Raw genomic sequence first — 17,048 nt, 5'->3', positions numbered from 1 at the left:
GTCCCGTTGCTCTCGGAGTTCCGACGTTCCGACCAGGGCCGTGAGCAATCACTGCTAGCCTGGGCGCCTGCATGGGAAATTCCTTCAGCTTCTTCCGGCTCCCCGCGGCGCTCCTGGAGCGTCCCGCGCCAATCCCAGACCCTGAATCCGAGTGGGTGCCCGCGCCCGGTGAGGACTCGGGTCGCTACCTCGAGAGGCTCCTCGTCGACTCGAATGAAGACGGGGTTGCCGTCGAGTGCCTGCGGGCGCTGGAGGCCCGGATGACCTTCCACGCCGATTTCATCGGCGATTTCTTCCTGCGGCTCGCGGTCATCCTCCAGGGCTACGGCGATGTCGACCTGCTCGGGTTCTTGTGGGACGTGCCCTCGCGCGCGGACGTCCTGGCGCACCTCGAGCGTCTGCCGGAGCGAGCGCGGCGGCTCGCCCGTTCGGACTCCGTGACGTGTCTGGCGCCCTCCGAGGTCCGCGCGCTGGCCGCGGCGCTGCAAGCCGCGAAGCAGGATGGTTTCGGCAAGGTCCCCCCGCGCCTTCGCGGAGAAGTCGTGGGACTGCACGAGGCGCTCGTCTCCATCGTCCCCGACGCGGGGGACGTCGACCTCTGGGTGTTCCAAGGGGCAGACCCGGGGGAGCGGTCGCTCGACGACCTGCCAGAGCACCGCCGGGCCCGGGTCATCCCGTGGCGCCGGTCGTTCTCCGACTGGCTGATGGGTGCCTTGGTGGGGCGCCGTCAGTAGCATCGGCGAGTTCCTCCCCGTCCCCTTCCTGGCTCCCGCGTGTCCGAATCCCCCCTCCAGCCCGCCCCGGACGAGACGCTCGACTCCATCGGCACCTCCGGGGTCCGGGTCCTCCAGCGCCGGAGCGGCTATCGCTTCACGCTCGACGCCGTGCTGCTCGCGCACTTCGCCGCCACCGAGCACACCGGACCGCCCGGCACCTTCCTGGAGCTGGGCGCGGGCAGCGGCGTCGTGTCCTTCCTCCTGGTGAAACAATTCGGAATCAGCGCGGTGGACGCGTTGGAGCTCCAACCGTCGGTCCATGCGCGGCTGTCACGCGCCGCGGCGCTCAATGCGTGCGAGACCTCCGTGAGACCCCTCCTCGGAGACCTTCGCCACCTCCGTGACCACGTGACGGGGGGCGCCTACGCGCACGTCGTGTCCAACCCCCCCTTCCGGGTCGCCGACGCCGGCGTCCGCAGCCCGGATGACGAGCGCGCCATCTCCAAGTCCGAGGTCGCCTGCGACGCCCGCGACGTCGTCGCCGCCGCGCGTCACGCCCTGTCTCCAGGGGGCGGCGTCAGCCTCGTCTACCCGGCCGCGCGCGCGGCGGAGGTCCTGGGCCTGCTCACCCAGGCGAAGCTCCACCCGCACGTGCTGCGCTTCATCCACGCCCGCGCGGAGGCCCCCGCCACGCGCTTCCTCGTCCACGCCCTGCGCGACAAGGACCGGGGCCTCTCCGTGCGCCCTCCCCTCATCGTCCACGGCGACGCGCCGGGCGGCTACTCCGCCGAGGTCGCCGCGTTGATGGATCCGCCCCTCGCGGAGCGGAGGCCCCCGAGCGAGGACGGCTCGACCGACGCCGAGTGAGGACCGGTTCGTTGCCCCGTGGTGGGTGCTTTCCCAGCTTCGCGACATTTCGAGGTGCACCCCGTTGCTGTCGCACGGGCGAAGGCGTGTCTTCGAGCCCGTGAAACAGGATTGCTCGTGCTCAAATCGAGGCTTCTCGGGTTTCTCCTCGCAGTGCTGCCCACCGTCGCGCTGGCCACCGAAGTCCCGGGCGGCGTCATCACCAGTGACACCACCTGGACCTTGGCGGGGAGCCCCTGGAACATCCAGGGCACCCTCACCATCCCGCAGGGTGTCACCCTGACGCTGGAGCCTGGGGTCTCCGTGACCAGTTGGGGCTCCACCGTCCGCAAGGTGGAGGTTCTCGGCTCGTTGGTTGCCGTGGGCACCGAGGCCGCGCCCATCAACATCAACCTCCAGAGCAACAGCATCCTCGTCAAGGGGTCCGTGGTCGCCGACCATGTCACCGTCGTCGGAGGCAAGCCCAGCTTCGACGTGCAACTGGGTGGCTCCGCGCTCTTCGACCACAGCGCGCTGCAGTACGGCGCTCCCTCCTTCCAGGTCAGCGGGGGCACCGTCGGCTTCGAGAACGGTGTCTTCTCGTACTGCACGCAGGTGTTGGGTACCACCAGTGGCAGGTCGACCATCCGGTCCAGCCTGATTCATGGGTGCTCGCCGAGCGGCACCACGTCCCTCGTCAAGATTTCGAGCTACTCGCCGAAGGTGACGCTGGTCCACAACACCTTCGTCGACAACTGGGGGAGCGCCATCGATGGCGCCATGAGCGGGGGGCTCACGGACGTCGCCATCGACATCCACGACAACATCATCGTCGGCAGGGAGTCCTACGGCATCAGGCTGACGAACGTCTACGCGCCCATCCTTCATCACAACGTGGTGTGGGGGCACACGGATGGCAATTACATCGGCGTCAGTCCTGGAGAAGGGAGCCTCAACGCCAATCCCCTGTTCCGTGGAACGGGCATGCTCACGGAGAACTCTCCCGCGAGGAACGCCGCGTCGGACGGGACGGACATGGGCGCCTTTCCCTATGCCGGTGCTCCGGTCCACTCCCTCCTCGAGGGAGTGCTGCACTCGGACAGGACGTTGACCGGCGCCAACGTCGTCACGGGAGATCTCCGGGTGCCCGCGGGCATCACCCTGACGCTGGAGCCAGGCGCCAGCCTCACCGTCAACGAGACGAAGGGGCCCGCGGGAGGCAATGAGTCGGTGAAGGTCGTCATCGCTGGCTCACTGAAAGCGAAGGGCACCGTCGACCAGCCTGTCACCCTCGAACGCTCGCGTGGCGTGGGGGCCTACCTCCAAGGCGATGCGACCTTCGAACACGCCCGCGTGACGGGGCCGCTGGTCATCGAGGGCACCGCCACGTTCCAGGATTCCACCGTGACGGGGCTGGGGCTGTCTTCGTTCTTCAGCATCAAGGGCACCGGCTCCGCCACGTTCAAGGACTTCACCGTGACGGGCTCCGGCATCGTCTCGGTCGAGGACGACGGCACCGCCACGTTCCAGCACCTCACCTTGTCGGAAGCGAGCCTGGCCGGCCGGGGTCACGGCACCGTCACGGTCGAGGACGCCACCGTGACGGGAGGCTCCATCTCCTCCGATGACTCCGCCACCGTGACCGTGAAGGGCTCGACGCTCCGGGGTGGCTACCCCTGTCTGAACGGCCGTGGCGGCACGCTCACCTTCGAGAGAGGCACGCTCGAGCAGTGCGGCACCGCGGTCAGCGCCTCGGGGGGCGTCGTGAATGTCTCCTACAGCTTGCTGCGGAACAACGTTCGGAATGCCTACACGAAGGCGGGGGGCCTGGACCTCGTCAATGCCTCCGCGTCCATTGTCCACAACACCATCATCGACAACGAGCTGGGCGCCATCTACGTCGCCACCCAACCGAACAACACCGTCGAGATTCGCGACAACATCATCAAATCCAATGAGTACACGGGCATCGAGGTCGTGCCGGCGCCCAACATCTCCATCCATCACAACGCGGTCTGGGGCCATACCCGCAATTACGTGGGGAATCCCACGCTGGGACCCGGGAGCCTCACCCAGGACCCGCTCTTCGTCAGTCCGCGCCACCTGACGCTCCTCGAGACCTCTCCTTGTCGCAACGCCGCGTCGGATGGGACGGACATGGGCGCCTTCCCCTATGTCCCGGTCCCCCCCGCGTCCATGGTGCTGGACAGCGACTCCCTCACGTTGCGCGGCAAGGGAACGTCTCAACTCACCGCCAAGGTCTTCGACGTGGAGGGCCTGGAGCTTCCCCACGCCGTCGTCACCTGGACCGTGCCCGCGGAGGTGGGGAGCATCGACTCGAGCGGGAAGTTCACGGCGGGGTGTTCGCTCGGGGCATTTCCTGGAGCGGTGGTCGCCACGACGGGCGGGCTCTCCGCCGTGGTGGACGTGACGGTGACGCTGGGGCCCGTCCAGACGGTCCCCGTCACGCCGTCCCAGGTGACGTTGCGCATCGGTGAGTCGCAGCAGTTCTCCGCGCGAGCCCTGGATGCGTGTGGCCATGACGTCCCCACGACGCTCCGTTGGGTGACGACCACCGGCGCGGGAACCATCTCGGCCAACGGGCTCTACACCGCGAGCAACAATCCCCGCACCTACGCCCAGGGCATCCAGGTCGAAGCGGACGGCAAGTCCGGCTATGTGAGCGTGACCATCCAGCCGGGGCCGGTGCATCACATCTACTTGCTGCCCGGTAGCTTGTCGGCGGTCGCCAACTCGAGGGCGCAGTTCTATGCCACGCCGCGCGACAGCGCGGAGAACGACGTCCCGGGCACCGTCACCTGGAGCGTCGTCGCGGGGGGCGGCACCATCGATTCCACGGGCCTCTTCACCGCGGGGACCGTGGCGGGGCCCTACCCGGGCACCATCAAGGCTTCACTCGGAGGAGTCTCGGTGACGGCGGATCTCACCGTGACCCCCGGGCCGCTCCATCACGTCCAGGTGGTGTCCGGCTCCAACGAGGTGAACACCCGAGGGACCCTCCAGTTCACCGCGTTCGGGTACGACGAGTGGGGCAACAGGCGGGACGCGGTTCCGACGTGGACCGTCACCCCGGCCTCCCTGGGGACCATCGACTCCAATGGCCTGTTCAAGGCCGGCACCGTGGCGGGGTCCTATCCGGGGGCCGTGACGGCGACGATGTACGACGTGCGGGGTTCCGCGGACGTCACCGTCCTCCCGGGTCCGTTGTCGAGGGTCGTGCTCACTCCGCCCTTCGCCACGCTGGAACCCCTGGGCACGCAGCAGTTCGGCGTGATGGGGTTCGACGCGGACGGCAATCCGCGCACCATCGCGCCGAAGTGGTCGGTGGAGACGGAGGGCGCGGGGACCATCACCTCGACGGGGCTCTACACCGCGCCCGCGGTCGCGGGGACGTATGACAACTGTGTGAGCGTCAACGTGGACCACATCACGCTCACCACCACCGTCTTCGTGAAGCCCGCCGCCATCAGCCGCGTGGAGATTTCGCCGCTGGTCCCCTCCGTCGTCGTGAAGGGCACGGTGCCGTTCAAGGCGAGGGCGTTCGATGCGTACGACAACGAGGTCTCCGATTTCTCCGCGACGTGGAAGGTCGTGAAGGGTGGCGGCTCCGTCGATGCCTCGGGTGTCTTCACCGCGGGCACCACGGCGGGCACCTACGCGGACACCGTCGAGGTGACCGTGGCCGGTGTGACGAAGACGACCGGCGTCACCGTCACGCCCGGTGCCGTGAGCCGCATCAGCATCTCGCCGCAAGGCCCCACGATGGTCGCGGGGAGCACGGTGGCGTTCAGCGCGAAGGCGTTCGACGCGTACGACAACGAAATCTCCTCGCTCCCGACCACGTGGAAGGTCGTGAACGGTGGAGGCTCCATCGATGACGCGGGCGTCTTCACCGCGGGCATCGTGGTGGGGGCCTTCTCGCAGACCGTCCAGGTCACCATGGGTGCGCTGTCGGAGAGGACCTCCGTCTCCGTGGTGGCGGGGGGCGCGAGCCGGGTCGTCCTCTCGCCGCAGAACCCCACGCTTCCCGCTGGAGGCACGGTGACCTTCAGCGTGCAGGCGTTCGACCTGTACGGCAACGAGACCCCCGCGTTCCCGGCCACGTGGAAGGTCGTGAACGGTGGAGGCTCCGTCGACGCCTCGGGTGTCTTCACGGCGGGCACCACGGCGGGCACCTTCTTGAACACGCTCCAGGTCACCGTGGGCAGCGCGACGGGGACGACCTCCGTGACCGTCACTTCGACGAAGCCTGGGGCGGAGCCCGAGGAGCCGGAGCCCGAGTGCCGACGGTCGTCCGACTGCGGCAACGGTGAGACGTGCAACGCGGGGGTCTGCGAGGCGCCTCCCGCGAACGGGGAGAACGGCGGGGGCGGAGGGTGCAGCAGCACGGGGACCGGCTCGTCGGTGTTCGGGTTGCTGGCCCTGGTGATGCTCGCGTTCGACTCGCGGAGGCGGCGCGCCGGTCGGTGAGCACCGAGAGGCGCCTCTCCACTTGGGTGGGGAGGCGTCCTCCGGGGGCGTGGTTACTTCGCGGCCAGCGCCTTGGTGTTCGTCACCTGGAAGCCCTTCTCTTCCGTCACGGTGACGAACACCTCGCTGTGCTCCGGGATGTCGAGGGTGGAGCGGCGCACCCTCGACCCGTGCATGAAGCTCGCCTCCAGCGTGCGAGCCCCGGGCGCCACGTCCTCGATGCTCACGCCGGTGGTCCCGGTGGAGCCCTTCCGGGCGCCGTCCATGGACAGCGTGCAGGGCTCCGGGCAGCGCACGTGGATGAGGGAGGTCCCCGTCTTCGCCGTCGAGGGAGCCCCGGGGGCTTCTCGCTCCGGTGAGGCCGACGTGCCCTTCGCCCACGTGGGCGTGCCGGGCATGGGCGTGCTGCCCGTCTCCACCACGATGCGCTTGTTGCTCGCGAGGTAGACGGTCGCCACGGCGGCGTCGGGGATGTCCGCGAAGCTGCTCACCAGCGGGCGGCCCAGGACACCGGAGGCCTCCAGGCGTCGCTTCCCGGGACGGACACCCTTGAACGCCCAGGTGGCGTCGTCCACGCGGTTCCCCCGCTTCCCCTCGAGCAACACCGTGCACTTCTCCGTGCAGCGCACGTTCACGGTGACGCCGTCCTGCGCGAGGACCGGCGTGGAGCACAGCAGCGGGAGGGACGCGAACCACCAGCGCGAGGACATGGTGGGGTGGGAGTCTCGCGCGGGCCCCGGCCCAGGTCGAGTGGCCCAGCGTCACATCAGGCCAGCTCGCTCGAAGGAAGCATCGAGAACGGCGCTGATTACGACGGCGCACCCGCGTTGTGCGGAGCGGGGGGGGCGATCGTCGTCGCCTGGATGCCGGTATCACCCAGGCTGTGGAGCACATCCACGAAGCGCTCACTCGCGACGATGTACCCAGGACGCGGGCGAAAGCGGAAGAGGTCCGTGTCCGGCAGCCCCGCCGAGTCGAGCCACCAGGAGTAGGGAGTGAGCCCTCGTCGTTGAGTCCCACAGACTGGGCACGGGTCCCCCAATTTCTCGGGACGGCACTCGGGTGCGTAGTCTCCTCCCACCAGGACTTCCAGCTCCAGGATCGGGGCCACATGGCGTCCGACCTTCAAGCTCGTCGGCTCGGGTTTGATGCCCCTCAGGCCAGCCGCGAGGAGTCGCTCCGCGCCCTCGGGCTGGACGTAGAGATGACGTAGGTCCATCGCAACGAGAGGGGGGTGACCCCTCACGTGGCCAACGAGCGGGCCCATGGCCGCCCCGGGCTTCACCACGGCCCCAGGAGGCATGAGTGGCAGGACAGCGTCACGCAGCCGGACATACTCGTCCCAAGAGACCACACGAGCCTTTCGGTACTCCCGCTCTTCCGGCAGAGGGGAGAGGTCGACGCTCGGGTAGATGAGTCCAATGGTGCTGCCGCCGGCTTCGCACCGAGGGCACTCGGTCCCTGGCAGCCCCCACCGTCGCTTTCCAGTGATGGACCACCGCGCTGTAGTGGCTGTCCGGTCGGTGATTGGCGTGAGCTGGTAGTAGCGCATCACCCATCCTCCGCGAGCCGCATGTTCGCGGTGAGTTGCTGCCAGTAGGACATCGGCATTCCGACGAGACGATACTTCTGGAGCATGTAGCCCGCGCGCTCGAAGAGCAGTCTTCTGATTTCTCGCTTCGGGAGGTCCGGGTCCAGGCCCAGGATGAAGTCAGACCAGTCCTTGTTCCATGGGGCTCCAGCGGCCCCTCCGTGGATTTCCTTGTGGCGCTTCACGTCGATGGCGAGGGCGTACTCATGGATGTTGATGCCCTGTTGGGCGAAGTAGTCCTCGAAGGCCCGAGGGAAGATGTGGTGTCTCTCCTTGGGGACCTTCTCCCAAGCCTGGCGGGCCTCGCGGAGAACCTTCTGCGACGGAAGTTCCTCTGAACGCTTCCAACGGATGACGAATACGGGCTCACGCCCGGGGAGCACCTGTGGCACGCCCCAGTGGCGCCGGGGTGAAGTACCGACACCGGCCAGTGGTGCGGCGGTTCCACCGGGGCGCAAGGCCATGGGAGCGGACGCCACGTCCTCGCAACGGTACGCGCCGCAGAGGTCCGCGTCGCAGGCGATGGTGACGCATGCCTCGTCGTCGTCCTTCTCAGCTGCTTCGGCGCACTCCTCCGCGGAGTCGTCCTCGCGTGGTAGCTCGGCATGTCCAGCGACGGGTGCGGACGCGCAGCCAGTCAGCAGGAGCAGCACTCCCCACCACGCACGAATCTTCATGGGTATCCCCTGGACATGGTGTTTCCGAAGCATCTTGGCATCGCGGCCATCGGGTCATTCACCCGGTCCACCACGGGCTTCGGATTCGTCCCCCATTCTCCGGGACGGCCTCCCTTCGGTTCGTTCCCTTGGGTTCCGTCCCGTGCGGAGCGGCCGTCACCCCGCTCGCCCACCGAGGGACGCGCCCTCCCCCTGGCGCGCCATCGCCGCACGGTGACCCGCGCGTCCCCAGGTTCCCCGGAAGGGCCGTGGCCCCCACCAAGGAGGAGAGGGAATGAACGTGGTGTCACTGACCGAGCAACCGGACATCCTCAAGTCGGCGGCCCTGCTGCCGCCTCGCCTGTCACTCGGGTCGACCATGGTCGTCCACGGCATCGCCAAGCTGCGCAAGGAAGGCACCGAGCAGCATGCGGGCTTCTTCGAGCAGCTCGGCTTCAAGCCCGGCAAGGCCTGGGTGGTCGCCACCGGCGTGACGGAGGTGCTCGCGGGCGTGAGCGCCATCCTCGGCTTCGCCACCCGCCCCGCCGCCGCGGCCGTGCTCGTCACCCAGGCCATCGCCATCGCCAAGGTCCACGGCTCCAAGGGCTTCGACAACACCCAGGGCGGCTTCGAGTTCAACCTCGCCCTGTGCGCCATCGCGCTCGGCCTGCTCCTGCGCGGCCCGGGCAGGCTCTCCGTCCACCAGGCCCTGGAGGAGCGCGTGAAGCGCAAGGAGCTGCGCCGCCTGCGGCTCCTGCCCCGCCAACGCCGGGGCTCCCTGCTGCTCGACGCCCTCGGCTGAGACGCGGCGGGTCGCGGTTCCTCCCGGAGCCCGCGACCCGCGCCCGGGCCGCCCCGGTGCCTGCTCGGCACCCCGGTCGACGACTCCCGTGAACGACCCCGAGCGCCTGCCCGGCAGCGGGTGGGCCGGGCGCGACGGGGCCCTGCCTCGAGGACCCGAGGCCTCGTAAGATGCGCGACACATGCTCCCGTCCGCCTTCCTGTGGCTGGCACTCGCCGCGGCTCCGTCCAGCACCTCGTCCTCCGCCCACAACTTCTCCACAGCGCAGGCTCCCGACGCATGGCGGCTGTCCTCGGCGGGCGAGGAGTCCGTCCGCGCCGCGTTCCGGGCGGGTGACACCCCAGCGAAGCGACTGACCGCCGCGGGCCTCGCGTCCGTGGGCGCCGCGCTCGGCGGCGCGAGCACCAGCGCGAGCCTCCTCTCCTCCGCCACCACCGGCTCCGTGGACGCCGCCTTCCGTCTCGCGCTGGCCTCCACGTCCAGCGCCCCCGACGTGACGCACGCGGGCCTCCTCGCCGCCACCGACCCCGCCTCCGGCGCCGCCGTCACCGACGTGGGCGACGCCGCCGCGCGCGCGGCCACCGGGGCCCTGCGCGCCGTGGGCCTCGCGCTCGGCGCCAACGCCCGGCTCGACCCCGCCGCCGCCGAGGCGCACTACGCCCGAGGCCTCGAGGCCCTCAAGGCCCAGGACACCGCCACCGCCGTCACCGAGCTGTCCGCCTGCGTCCAGGCCGCGCCCACCCGCGTGGACTGCCGCTGGGAGCTGGGCTGGGCCCACTCCGTCCAGGGCCGGTGGGCGGACGCCCTCACGCAGTGGACCGAGGTCCAGAAGCTCGACCCCACCCACGCCGACCTCGAGACGGCGCTCGCCCAGGCCCGGGGGCAGGCCGCGCTCCAGGCGAGGCTCGCCCAGGCGCCCCAGGCCTCCAACCGCCCTCCCCCGCCCGCGGGCGCCAAGGTCCGCATCCGCGCCGTGGGCGACATGATGCTCGGCACCACCGTGCCGGAGGGCAACCTGCCCCCCGACGGCGGCGGCAGCGTCATCGCCGGCGTGCGCGACCTCATGTCGGACGCCGACCTCACCTTCGCCAACGTCGAGGGTCCCCTCTGCGACAACGGAAAGACGAACAAGTGCCGCACGTCGCGCAACTGCTACGCGTTCCGCTCGCCCACGGCCTACGGCCAGTTCTTCAAGGAGGCGGGCGTGGACCTGGCCTCCACCGCGAACAACCACTCGGGTGACTTCGGCGAGGAGTGCCGCCGCGAGACGGAGGCCACGCTCGACGCGCTCGGCATCGCCTGGAGCGGCCCGCCGGGCTCCATCGCCACGGTGGAGCGCAACGGCCTGCGCATCGGCATGGTGGCCTTCCACACCTCCGCGTCCTGCAACCACCTCAACAACACCGCCACCGCCACCGCGCTGGTGCGCGCCGCCGCCGCGGACCACGACATCGTCGTCGTCTCCTTCCACGGCGGCGCCGAGGGCGGCAAGGCGCTCCACGTCCCCGCCGGCCGCGAGCTGTTCTTCGGCGAGGACCGCGGCGACCTGCGCGCCTTCACCCACGCCGTGGTGGACGCGGGCGCGCACGTCGTCATCGGCCACGGGCCGCACGTCGTGCGCGGCCTCGAGTTCTACAAGGGCCGCCTCATCGCGTACTCGCTCGGCAACTTCGCCACCTACGGCCGCTTCAACCTCAAGGGCCCGCAGGGCCTGGGCATGGTGCTGGAGGTGGAGCTGGACCGCGAGGGCGCCTTCACCACCGGCCGCGTCCTCGCGACGAAGCAGGTGGGCCAGGGCATCGCCCAGCCCGACCCGAGCGGCGCCGTCATCAAGCTGCTGCGCGACCTGACCGCCGACGACTTCCCCGACTCCGGCGCCCGCATCTCCGAGGACGGCACCCTCCGCCCCGCCGGCAAGGGCCCCGTCTCCGCGCGCACCCCCGCGCCCCGCCGCTGACAACCGCGCACACGCGCGGGCGCACGTGAGTTCCCAGGATTGCGGATGAATCCGGGCGGGATGTGACAGGTGTCACAGCCGAAGCGCACGTCGTGTGTCACGACGACGTCCATTCGCGCGTCCGTTGGTCCTCACACGCTTCAGACAGGCTGCTAGCCGCTCTGTCGATCTCGTCATTGCGGCCCAAAGCATGACGCGTCCCGGGAGGGCGTGTCAGTGGCGCGTGCGATACAAGGGACCTCGTCGTGCGAGCCATTCGACTGCCCCGACTCTCTTCGTTGCGTGCTTTCGAGCACCCCGGCTACTTCGCCGTCTGGCTGGGCGCGCTCATCTCCAACATCGGCACCTGGATGGAGACGGTGGCGATGGGCGTCTACGTCACCGAGCAGACGGGACGCGCCGAGTGGACGGGCGCCATCGTCGCGCTCACGTATCTGCCGTCCGTGCTGTTGTCGCCGGTGGGTGGCGCGCTCGCGGACCGCTTCGACCGGCGCGCCTACGTCGCGCTGGGCTCCAGCGTGCAGCTCGCGCTGGCCGCGGTGCTCACGCTGCTGGCCTTCACCCACCACCTCAGCGTCCCCATCATCGGCGTCATCTCGCTGCTCAACGGCTGCGCGTCCACGCTCACCAGCCCTGCGTTCTCCGCGATGCTGGCGGAGCTGGTGCCGCCGCGCGACCTGCACAGCGCGTTGAGCCTCAGCTCGGCGCAGTTCAACCTGGGGCGCATCATCGGTCCGCTGCTGGCGGCGGTGGTGCTCCAGGCGGGTGGCGCGTCGTGGGCGCTGCTGGTCAACACGCTGTCCTTCGTCGCGGTGCTGGTGGCGGTGTCGCGCGTGCCCTCGATGAAGCGCGACTCGGACGCGAAGAAGCCGCGGGGCAGCCTGTGGACGGGCATCACCCAGGGCTTCTCCGTGGTGCGCGCGGACCCGGAGATTTCGCTGGTGATGACGAGCACGCTGGTGGTGTCCGTGCTCGTGGCGCCCTTCATCGGGCTGGTGCCGGTGTTCGCCATCAAGGTGTTCGGCCAGGGCGCGTCCGCGACGTCGCTGCTGGTCGCCTGCCAGGGCGCGGGCGCGGTGGTGGCCGCGGTGACGGTGGGCTCGCTGGTGGACATGGTGGGCCAGCGCCGGCTGCTGGTGCTGGTGTCGATGTCCATCGGCGTCGTGTCCGCGGTGTACTGGCTGGCGCCCACGCTGACGCTGGCGGCGGCGGGCATCTTCCTGCTCGGCGCCAACTACATGATGCTGATGAGCGGGCTGCACGCCTACGCCACGTCGCGCGTGCCGCGGGAGTTCCAGGCGCGCGTGAGCAGCCTCTACAGCATGGCGCTCGGCGCGGGGTACGCGTCCGGCGTGTGGGGCCTGGGCGCGATGGCGGACCGGGTGGGCGTGCGCTTCGTCACCGTCACCGCCAGCGTCCTGTTCCTGGCCATGGTGGTGACGCTGCGGCTGCTCAGCCCTCGCACCTTCGAGAGCTCCCAGGCCTGAGCCCCCGCACCCCACGTGCCCGCGCGCTCCACTCGGGGCGCGCGGGTCCGTGACACGAACGCCACGCTCCGACGGGACGATGCGTCCCGCGTGACGAAGGGCCTGCGATGCCCGGCGCCCCGCGCTACACACCGGGGCTGACGCCGTGAGTCATCGACCCCATCCCCGAGGAGCGTGTTCCATGTCCTTCCGTCCGTCCCTGCTGGCCCTGGGCGCCGCCGTGCTGCTGCTGGCGCCCCCCGTCCTGGCCCAGGCGCGCGCGCCGGCCGAGCCGCTCGGCTCCACGCTGGAGGGCTTCCCCTCGCCGCACCCGGTGCAGCTGCTGCCGCTGACGGTGGAGGGCCAGGACGTGCGCATGGCCTACATGGACGTGAAGCCCACGGGCCGCGCCAACGGGCGCACGGTGGTGCTGCTGCACGGCAAGAACTTCTTCGGCGCGTACTGGGCGGGCACCATCCAGGTGCTGACGGGCGCGGGCTACCGCGTGGTGGTGCCGGACCAGCTCGGCTTCGGCCGCTCGTCCAAGCCGGACGTGCACTACAGCTTCCACACGCTCGCGTCGCTGACGAAGCAACTGCTGGACACGTTGGGCGTGGAGCAGGCGGTGATTCTGGGCCACTCCATGGGCGGCATGGTCGCCACGCGCTTCGCCCTCATGTTCCCGGAGGCCACCGAGCGGCTCGTGCTGGAGAACCCCATCGGCCTGGAGGACTACCGCGAGAAGGTGCCCTGGCAGCCCACGGAGGCGTACTACCGCGAGCAGTTGAAGGTGACCGAGGAGGGCACGCGCAAGTACCACGAGACGTACTACGTGAAGTGGAAGCCCGAGTACGACGTCTGGGTGCAGGTGCTCTACCGCCAGACGCTCGGCGCCGAGTACCCCCGGCTCGCCCGCGTCTCCGCCGCCACCTCGCAGATGATCTACGAGCAGCCGGTGTCCCACGAGTTCCCGCTGGTGAAGGCCCGGACGCTGCTGGTCGTCGGCCAGGCGGACCGCACCTTCATCGGCCGGGGCAAGGTGCCCGCAGACGTGGCCGCCACCCTGGGCCAGTACCCCCAGCTGGGGAAGAAGACCGCCAAGGCCATCCCCCAGGCCACCCTGGTGGAGCTGCCCGGCGTGGGCCACATCCCCCACATCGAGTCGCCCGAGAAGTTCCACGCGGCGCTGCTCGAGTACCTCGCGAAGTAGCCCCCGCGCGCCCCCGGCCCGGGACGTGCTCCCGGGCCTGTGGGCAACTTGGGGACGCGGGACACACTCCCCGCATGCGTCCCCGCAAGACGCCCGCCCGGACTAGAGTTCCGTGAATCCTGGCCTCGCGGTCCTGGCGAGGCTCAGAGGGGGCGTGAGATGAAGGTGCTGTTGGGGCCGATGCTCTACGCGCGCGACCAGGTGGACGTGGGCGCGTGGTCGTTCTTCGTCAACCTGTACCTGGGCGGGACGGACGCGGGGACACCGCCCGCGCTGCGGCTGCGCGTCCTGGGCCTGGACGGGGTGGAGCTGCCGGAGGCCGTCTGCGCGGCGCCGGTGCCGGTGGCGGACTTCTCCGGGCTGCGCGCGCCCGTGGCGGGGGTGCTGTGGCGCTGGGAGGTGGCGCTGCCGCGCGGGCCCCAGGCGCGCCGGGTGACGTACCGCTTCGAGCCGGTGGGCGGGGCCTGCGTGGTGGGGCTCCCCGACGACGCGCCCCAGGTGGTGGTGCCGGCGACGGGCGCGCTGCCGCGCACGGCGTTCTTCTCGTGCAACGGGGCGAGCGACGCGAAGACGTGGAACGCGGTGATGCGGATGAAGCGGCCCTTCGGCTGCTGGGCGGACATGAAGGCCCAGCACGAGGACGCGGACGGGGGCTTCCACCTGCTGCTCGGGGGTGGCGACCAGGTGTACGCGGACTCGCTGCTGGACCACGAGCCGCTGTTGGAGTTCCGCAAGCGGGAGCTGGAGCAGAAGCTGGACCCGGCGCGCCCTCCGCCCCCGGGCTTCCACGAGGAGATGCTGGCCCGGTACGTGGAGCTGTACTGCGACCGGTGGAGCGGGACGGCGGGCATCGCGCCCATGCTGGCGCGGGTGCCGGGGCTGTTCATGTGGGACGACCACGACATCTTCGACGGGTGGGGTTCGCACGAATCGCTGCAGGCGTGCGCCTGGTTCGAGGCGCTCTACAGCGCGGCAGCGCTGGTCTTCGAGGCGTTCCAACTGGGCGAGCTGAAGACGCCGGAGAAGACGCCGGCGCGGCGCCCGCCGTGCGTGAGGCACTACTTCCAGACGCTGCGCTTCGTGGGGGCGGAGTGCGACGTGGACGTGGTGGCGTTGGACCTGCGCAGCGGGCGCACCTACCGCGAGCAGCCGGGCGGGAAGATGGCGCACGAGGTGATGAGCAAGGCGCAGTGGAAGGTGCTGGACGCGTGGCGGCAGGAGCACGCGACACGGCCGGAGGCGGGGCTGAAGCCCCGGCACGTCGTCCTGCTGTCCTCGGTGCCGCTGGTGCACCTGCGCTACGGCTCCGGGGCGGAGGTGATGGGGGCGGACACGGAGCTGCACGACGACATGCTGGACCAGTGGGAGTCGCTGGTGCACCGGGGCGAGCGCACGCGGCTGATGGTGGACCTGTTCACGCTGGCGCAGCAGTCGTGTTGCGCGGTGACGGTGGTGTCCGGGGACGTGCACGTGGGGGCGCGGGGGCTCATCCGCTCGCGCAACCCGGAGCACCTCCCGGCGGGGTTGTCGGAGGCGGCCATCGAGCAGGTGACGTCCTCCGGCATCGTGCATCCGCCGCCGAGCACGTTGCAGTTCCTGGGCATGCGCATGCTGGCGGACGACGCGGTGGAGGACCTGCCGTCGTTCATGCAGACGGAGATGTTGCCGGTGGGCAGCCAGCGCTACCTGCGCGAGCGCAACTGGTTGTCGATGCGGGTGGAGCCCGCGCGCACGCGGCTGTCCCGGCCGAAGCTGTGGCTGCGCTGGGAGGCGGAGCACACCGCGTTGTCCACGCAGGTGGTGGTGGAGCCCCCGCCCCTGGCGCGTGGCACGGGGGTGTGAGGCTCAGGGCATGTGCTCGCGCAGCTCCAGCCAGGCCTGGAGCTCCACGTCGTCGCGAATCCGGGGCGTCTGGGCGAGCCCCTCCAGGACGTCGAGCGCGCTCTTGATGTCGCGCAGGGCGCGCAGGCGCTCGGTGGGGAGGTCCCGGGGTTCCATCGCGCAGAGGCGCGCGGCCTCGTGGAGGGGCATCTGCGCGACGCGGTGGAACCAGCGCACGATGATGTCGGGGTCCAGGACGGGGTTGCCCGTGCGGGGGCCTCGCTCGCCAATCATCCACGCGTGGAGGTTCATGGCGGAGAGCCAGAAGGCGTCGGCGCGGCGCGCGGAGGGCAGCCGGGCCAGTCCCTCGAAGAGGTCCATGGCGATGTTGGAGCCGGCGTGGCTGACGGAGGGGGCCTCGTTCCGTGGAGCGGGCGCGGGGTCCGGCGTGTCGTACAGCCCGCCCAGGGGAACTCCGGCCAGCAGCAGGACACCACGCCAACGCGTCATCGTTGCTTCTCCAGCTGTGGCTCCGCGAAACAGGAGCGAGGGGGCACAGGGGCTATCATGCGCGTCCGACGGGGCATTCAAGAGGGTCGTTCGAGACCCTAGCTGTCGTTACAGCAGGACAGGATTCGGGACCGGGCAAGGGCGTGACAGGTCAGTGAAGTCCGTCACGGAGTCGCAACCCGGCCTGGAGGCCGGCGTGTCGTGGTGTCACTCCGGCGCGAGGGAGCAGGGCGAGCACGGCCTGGATGCGGCGCAGTGGGGGGGCGCGGTATCGCGGTCCCCTGGGTGGCGAGCGCCTCCCAGTCGACCGGGACTCCTCCCACGGGCCTGCCGATGTCGATGCCGTCGAGCCATGACCGGACGCGCTCGAGGGGCCACTCCTGCACGGTCTGCGTTGGGGCCTCGCGTGTCAGGGGAGCTGTTCGCGTAGCGGGAACCAGTCCTCGAGTTCCGGGTGATTCAGGGCCACGCCTGATTGGGAGAGCGTGGACAGCATGCTGAGCGCGGTCTTGGTGTAACGGAGTTGAAGGAGTACGTCAGTGGGGATGGTTCTCCAGTCAGGAGTGGAGATCACCCGCTTCGCCTCGTCGATGGGGATGGTGGCGAGGCTTCGGAACCACGCATAGATGATTTCGGGGTCGAGGAGTTCGTCTCCTTCACGAGCGCCCAGCTCTTGAATCAACCACGTTCGCAGATTCATTGCGGAAAGCATGAATGAGTACGGGTCGTCTGACTGATGCGCGAGTGCCTCATAGACTCGTATCGCGATACGAGCCCATTCCAGGCTGCGCTCTCTTTGGGCGCGGGCCGCGATACTGAAAGCGAGGCCATGCCAGTTGAAGGAATTCCCACCGACAGGCTCACCGATGACGAGCCTCTCCATCCATGATTGAAGTTGTGGGAGTGGCCATCTCAGTACGGCCTGAATCATGTTGGAATCCTCGAAGTTGGCTTCGTGGAGGAACCCTTGCGCAAGGGAGGC

General features: G+C 69.9%; 13 protein-coding genes. 8 read left to right on the top strand and 5 right to left on the bottom strand.

Annotation, left to right across the window (positions count from 1 at the left end):
• Positions 1 to 71: 71 nt before the first annotated feature.
• The 3 genes from LZ198_RS39400 (at position 72) to LZ198_RS39390 (ending at position 6,053) form a co-directional block, all read left to right on the top strand.
• Positions 72 to 734, top strand: a complete 663-nt coding sequence (locus LZ198_RS39400; RefSeq protein WP_253977317.1) for a hypothetical protein — start codon at positions 72 to 74, stop codon at positions 732 to 734.
• Between the two features lie 39 nt (positions 735 to 773).
• Positions 774 to 1,583 carry a tRNA1(Val) (adenine(37)-N6)-methyltransferase gene (locus LZ198_RS39395; protein ID WP_253977316.1) on the top strand — a complete coding sequence of 270 codons (810 nt, stop codon included), beginning with the start codon at positions 774 to 776 and terminating at the stop codon, positions 1,581 to 1,583.
• A gap of 153 nt (positions 1,584 to 1,736) precedes the next feature.
• The gene (locus LZ198_RS39390) at positions 1,737 to 6,053 is read left to right on the top strand and encodes a right-handed parallel beta-helix repeat-containing protein (RefSeq protein ID WP_253977315.1); all 4,317 of its coding nucleotides are present in this window, start codon (positions 1,737 to 1,739) and stop codon (positions 6,051 to 6,053) included.
• Positions 6,054 to 6,106: 53 nt separating this feature from the next.
• Here the strand turns inward: LZ198_RS39390 and LZ198_RS39385 are convergent, their stop codons facing one another.
• The 3 genes from LZ198_RS39385 to sitA6 all read right to left on the bottom strand — a co-directional run bounded on the left by LZ198_RS39385 (position 6,107) and on the right by sitA6 (position 8,321).
• Entirely contained in the window at positions 6,107 to 6,763 is a 657-nt protein-coding gene (locus LZ198_RS39385) for a hypothetical protein (RefSeq protein ID WP_253977314.1), read from the bottom strand.
• A 98-nt stretch (positions 6,764 to 6,861) separates the two neighbouring features.
• Complete coding sequence (sitI6, locus tag LZ198_RS43750) at positions 6,862 to 7,605, bottom strand: SitI6 family double-CXXCG motif immunity protein (protein ID WP_407667505.1); 744 nt, start codon at positions 7,603 to 7,605, stop codon at positions 6,862 to 6,864.
• Entirely contained in the window at positions 7,605 to 8,321 is a 717-nt protein-coding gene (sitA6, locus tag LZ198_RS39380) for a SitA6 family polymorphic toxin lipoprotein (protein WP_456094081.1), read from the bottom strand. Before sitA6 ends, sitI6 begins: the two co-directional genes overlap by 1 nt.
• A gap of 274 nt (positions 8,322 to 8,595) precedes the next feature.
• On the opposite strand from sitA6, the gene LZ198_RS39375 reads away from it, so the two are divergent.
• The 5 genes from LZ198_RS39375 to LZ198_RS39355 all read left to right on the top strand — a co-directional run bounded on the left by LZ198_RS39375 (position 8,596) and on the right by LZ198_RS39355 (position 15,577).
• Positions 8,596 to 9,102, top strand: a complete 507-nt coding sequence (locus LZ198_RS39375; RefSeq protein ID WP_253977312.1) for a DoxX family protein — start codon at positions 8,596 to 8,598, stop codon at positions 9,100 to 9,102.
• A gap of 181 nt (positions 9,103 to 9,283) precedes the next feature.
• A complete protein-coding gene (locus LZ198_RS43085) occupies positions 9,284 to 11,059 on the top strand; it encodes a CapA family protein (protein WP_256560318.1) in 1,776 nt (591 codons plus the stop codon).
• Between the two features lie 245 nt (positions 11,060 to 11,304).
• Complete coding sequence (locus tag LZ198_RS39365; RefSeq protein WP_253977311.1) at positions 11,305 to 12,546, top strand: MFS transporter; 1,242 nt, start codon at positions 11,305 to 11,307, stop codon at positions 12,544 to 12,546.
• A gap of 181 nt (positions 12,547 to 12,727) precedes the next feature.
• A complete protein-coding gene (locus tag LZ198_RS39360) occupies positions 12,728 to 13,735 on the top strand; it encodes an alpha/beta fold hydrolase (RefSeq protein WP_253977310.1) in 1,008 nt (335 codons plus the stop codon).
• Positions 13,736 to 13,894: 159 nt separating this feature from the next.
• A complete protein-coding gene (locus LZ198_RS39355) occupies positions 13,895 to 15,577 on the top strand; it encodes an alkaline phosphatase D family protein (RefSeq protein WP_253977309.1) in 1,683 nt (560 codons plus the stop codon).
• Between the two features lie 3 nt (positions 15,578 to 15,580).
• On the opposite strand, the gene LZ198_RS39350 is transcribed toward LZ198_RS39355, so the two are convergent.
• Both LZ198_RS39350 and LZ198_RS39345 read right to left on the bottom strand, forming a co-directional pair.
• Entirely contained in the window at positions 15,581 to 16,066 is a 486-nt protein-coding gene (locus LZ198_RS39350; protein ID WP_253977308.1) for a hypothetical protein, read from the bottom strand.
• Between the two features lie 409 nt (positions 16,067 to 16,475).
• Positions 16,476 to 16,997 (bottom strand): hypothetical protein, encoded by a 522-nt coding sequence (locus LZ198_RS39345; RefSeq protein WP_253977307.1) that lies wholly within the window; start codon positions 16,995 to 16,997, stop codon positions 16,476 to 16,478.
• Between the last annotated feature and the right edge of the window lie 51 nt (positions 16,998 to 17,048).

It is taken from the genome of Myxococcus dinghuensis (assembly GCF_024198235.1).
GTDB classification, from domain to species: domain Bacteria; phylum Myxococcota; class Myxococcia; order Myxococcales; family Myxococcaceae; genus Myxococcus; species Myxococcus dinghuensis.
Note: the sequence above shows the minus strand (reverse complement) of the source record. Positions and strands in the feature narration are given on the sequence as shown.

Coding starts and splice junctions, on each gene's coding strand:
- LZ198_RS39400 (WP_253977317.1), top strand. CDS start 72: ATGGGAAATTCCTTCAGCTTCTTCCGGCTCCCCGCGGCGCTCCTGGAG.
- LZ198_RS39385 (WP_253977314.1), bottom strand. CDS start 6,763: ATGTCCTCGCGCTGGTGGTTCGCGTCCCTCCCGCTGCTGTGCTCCACG.
- sitI6 (WP_407667505.1), bottom strand. CDS start 7,605: ATGCGCTACTACCAGCTCACGCCAATCACCGACCGGACAGCCACTACA.
- sitA6 (WP_456094081.1), bottom strand. CDS start 8,321: ATGAAGATTCGTGCGTGGTGGGGAGTGCTGCTCCTGCTGACTGGCTGC.
- LZ198_RS39375 (WP_253977312.1), top strand. CDS start 8,596: ATGAACGTGGTGTCACTGACCGAGCAACCGGACATCCTCAAGTCGGCG.
- LZ198_RS43085 (WP_256560318.1), top strand. CDS start 9,284: ATGCTCCCGTCCGCCTTCCTGTGGCTGGCACTCGCCGCGGCTCCGTCC.
- LZ198_RS39360 (WP_253977310.1), top strand. CDS start 12,728: ATGTCCTTCCGTCCGTCCCTGCTGGCCCTGGGCGCCGCCGTGCTGCTG.
- LZ198_RS39355 (WP_253977309.1), top strand. CDS start 13,895: ATGAAGGTGCTGTTGGGGCCGATGCTCTACGCGCGCGACCAGGTGGAC.
- LZ198_RS39350 (WP_253977308.1), bottom strand. CDS start 16,066: ATGACGCGTTGGCGTGGTGTCCTGCTGCTGGCCGGAGTTCCCCTGGGC.
- LZ198_RS39345 (WP_253977307.1), bottom strand. CDS start 16,997: ATGATTCAGGCCGTACTGAGATGGCCACTCCCACAACTTCAATCATGG.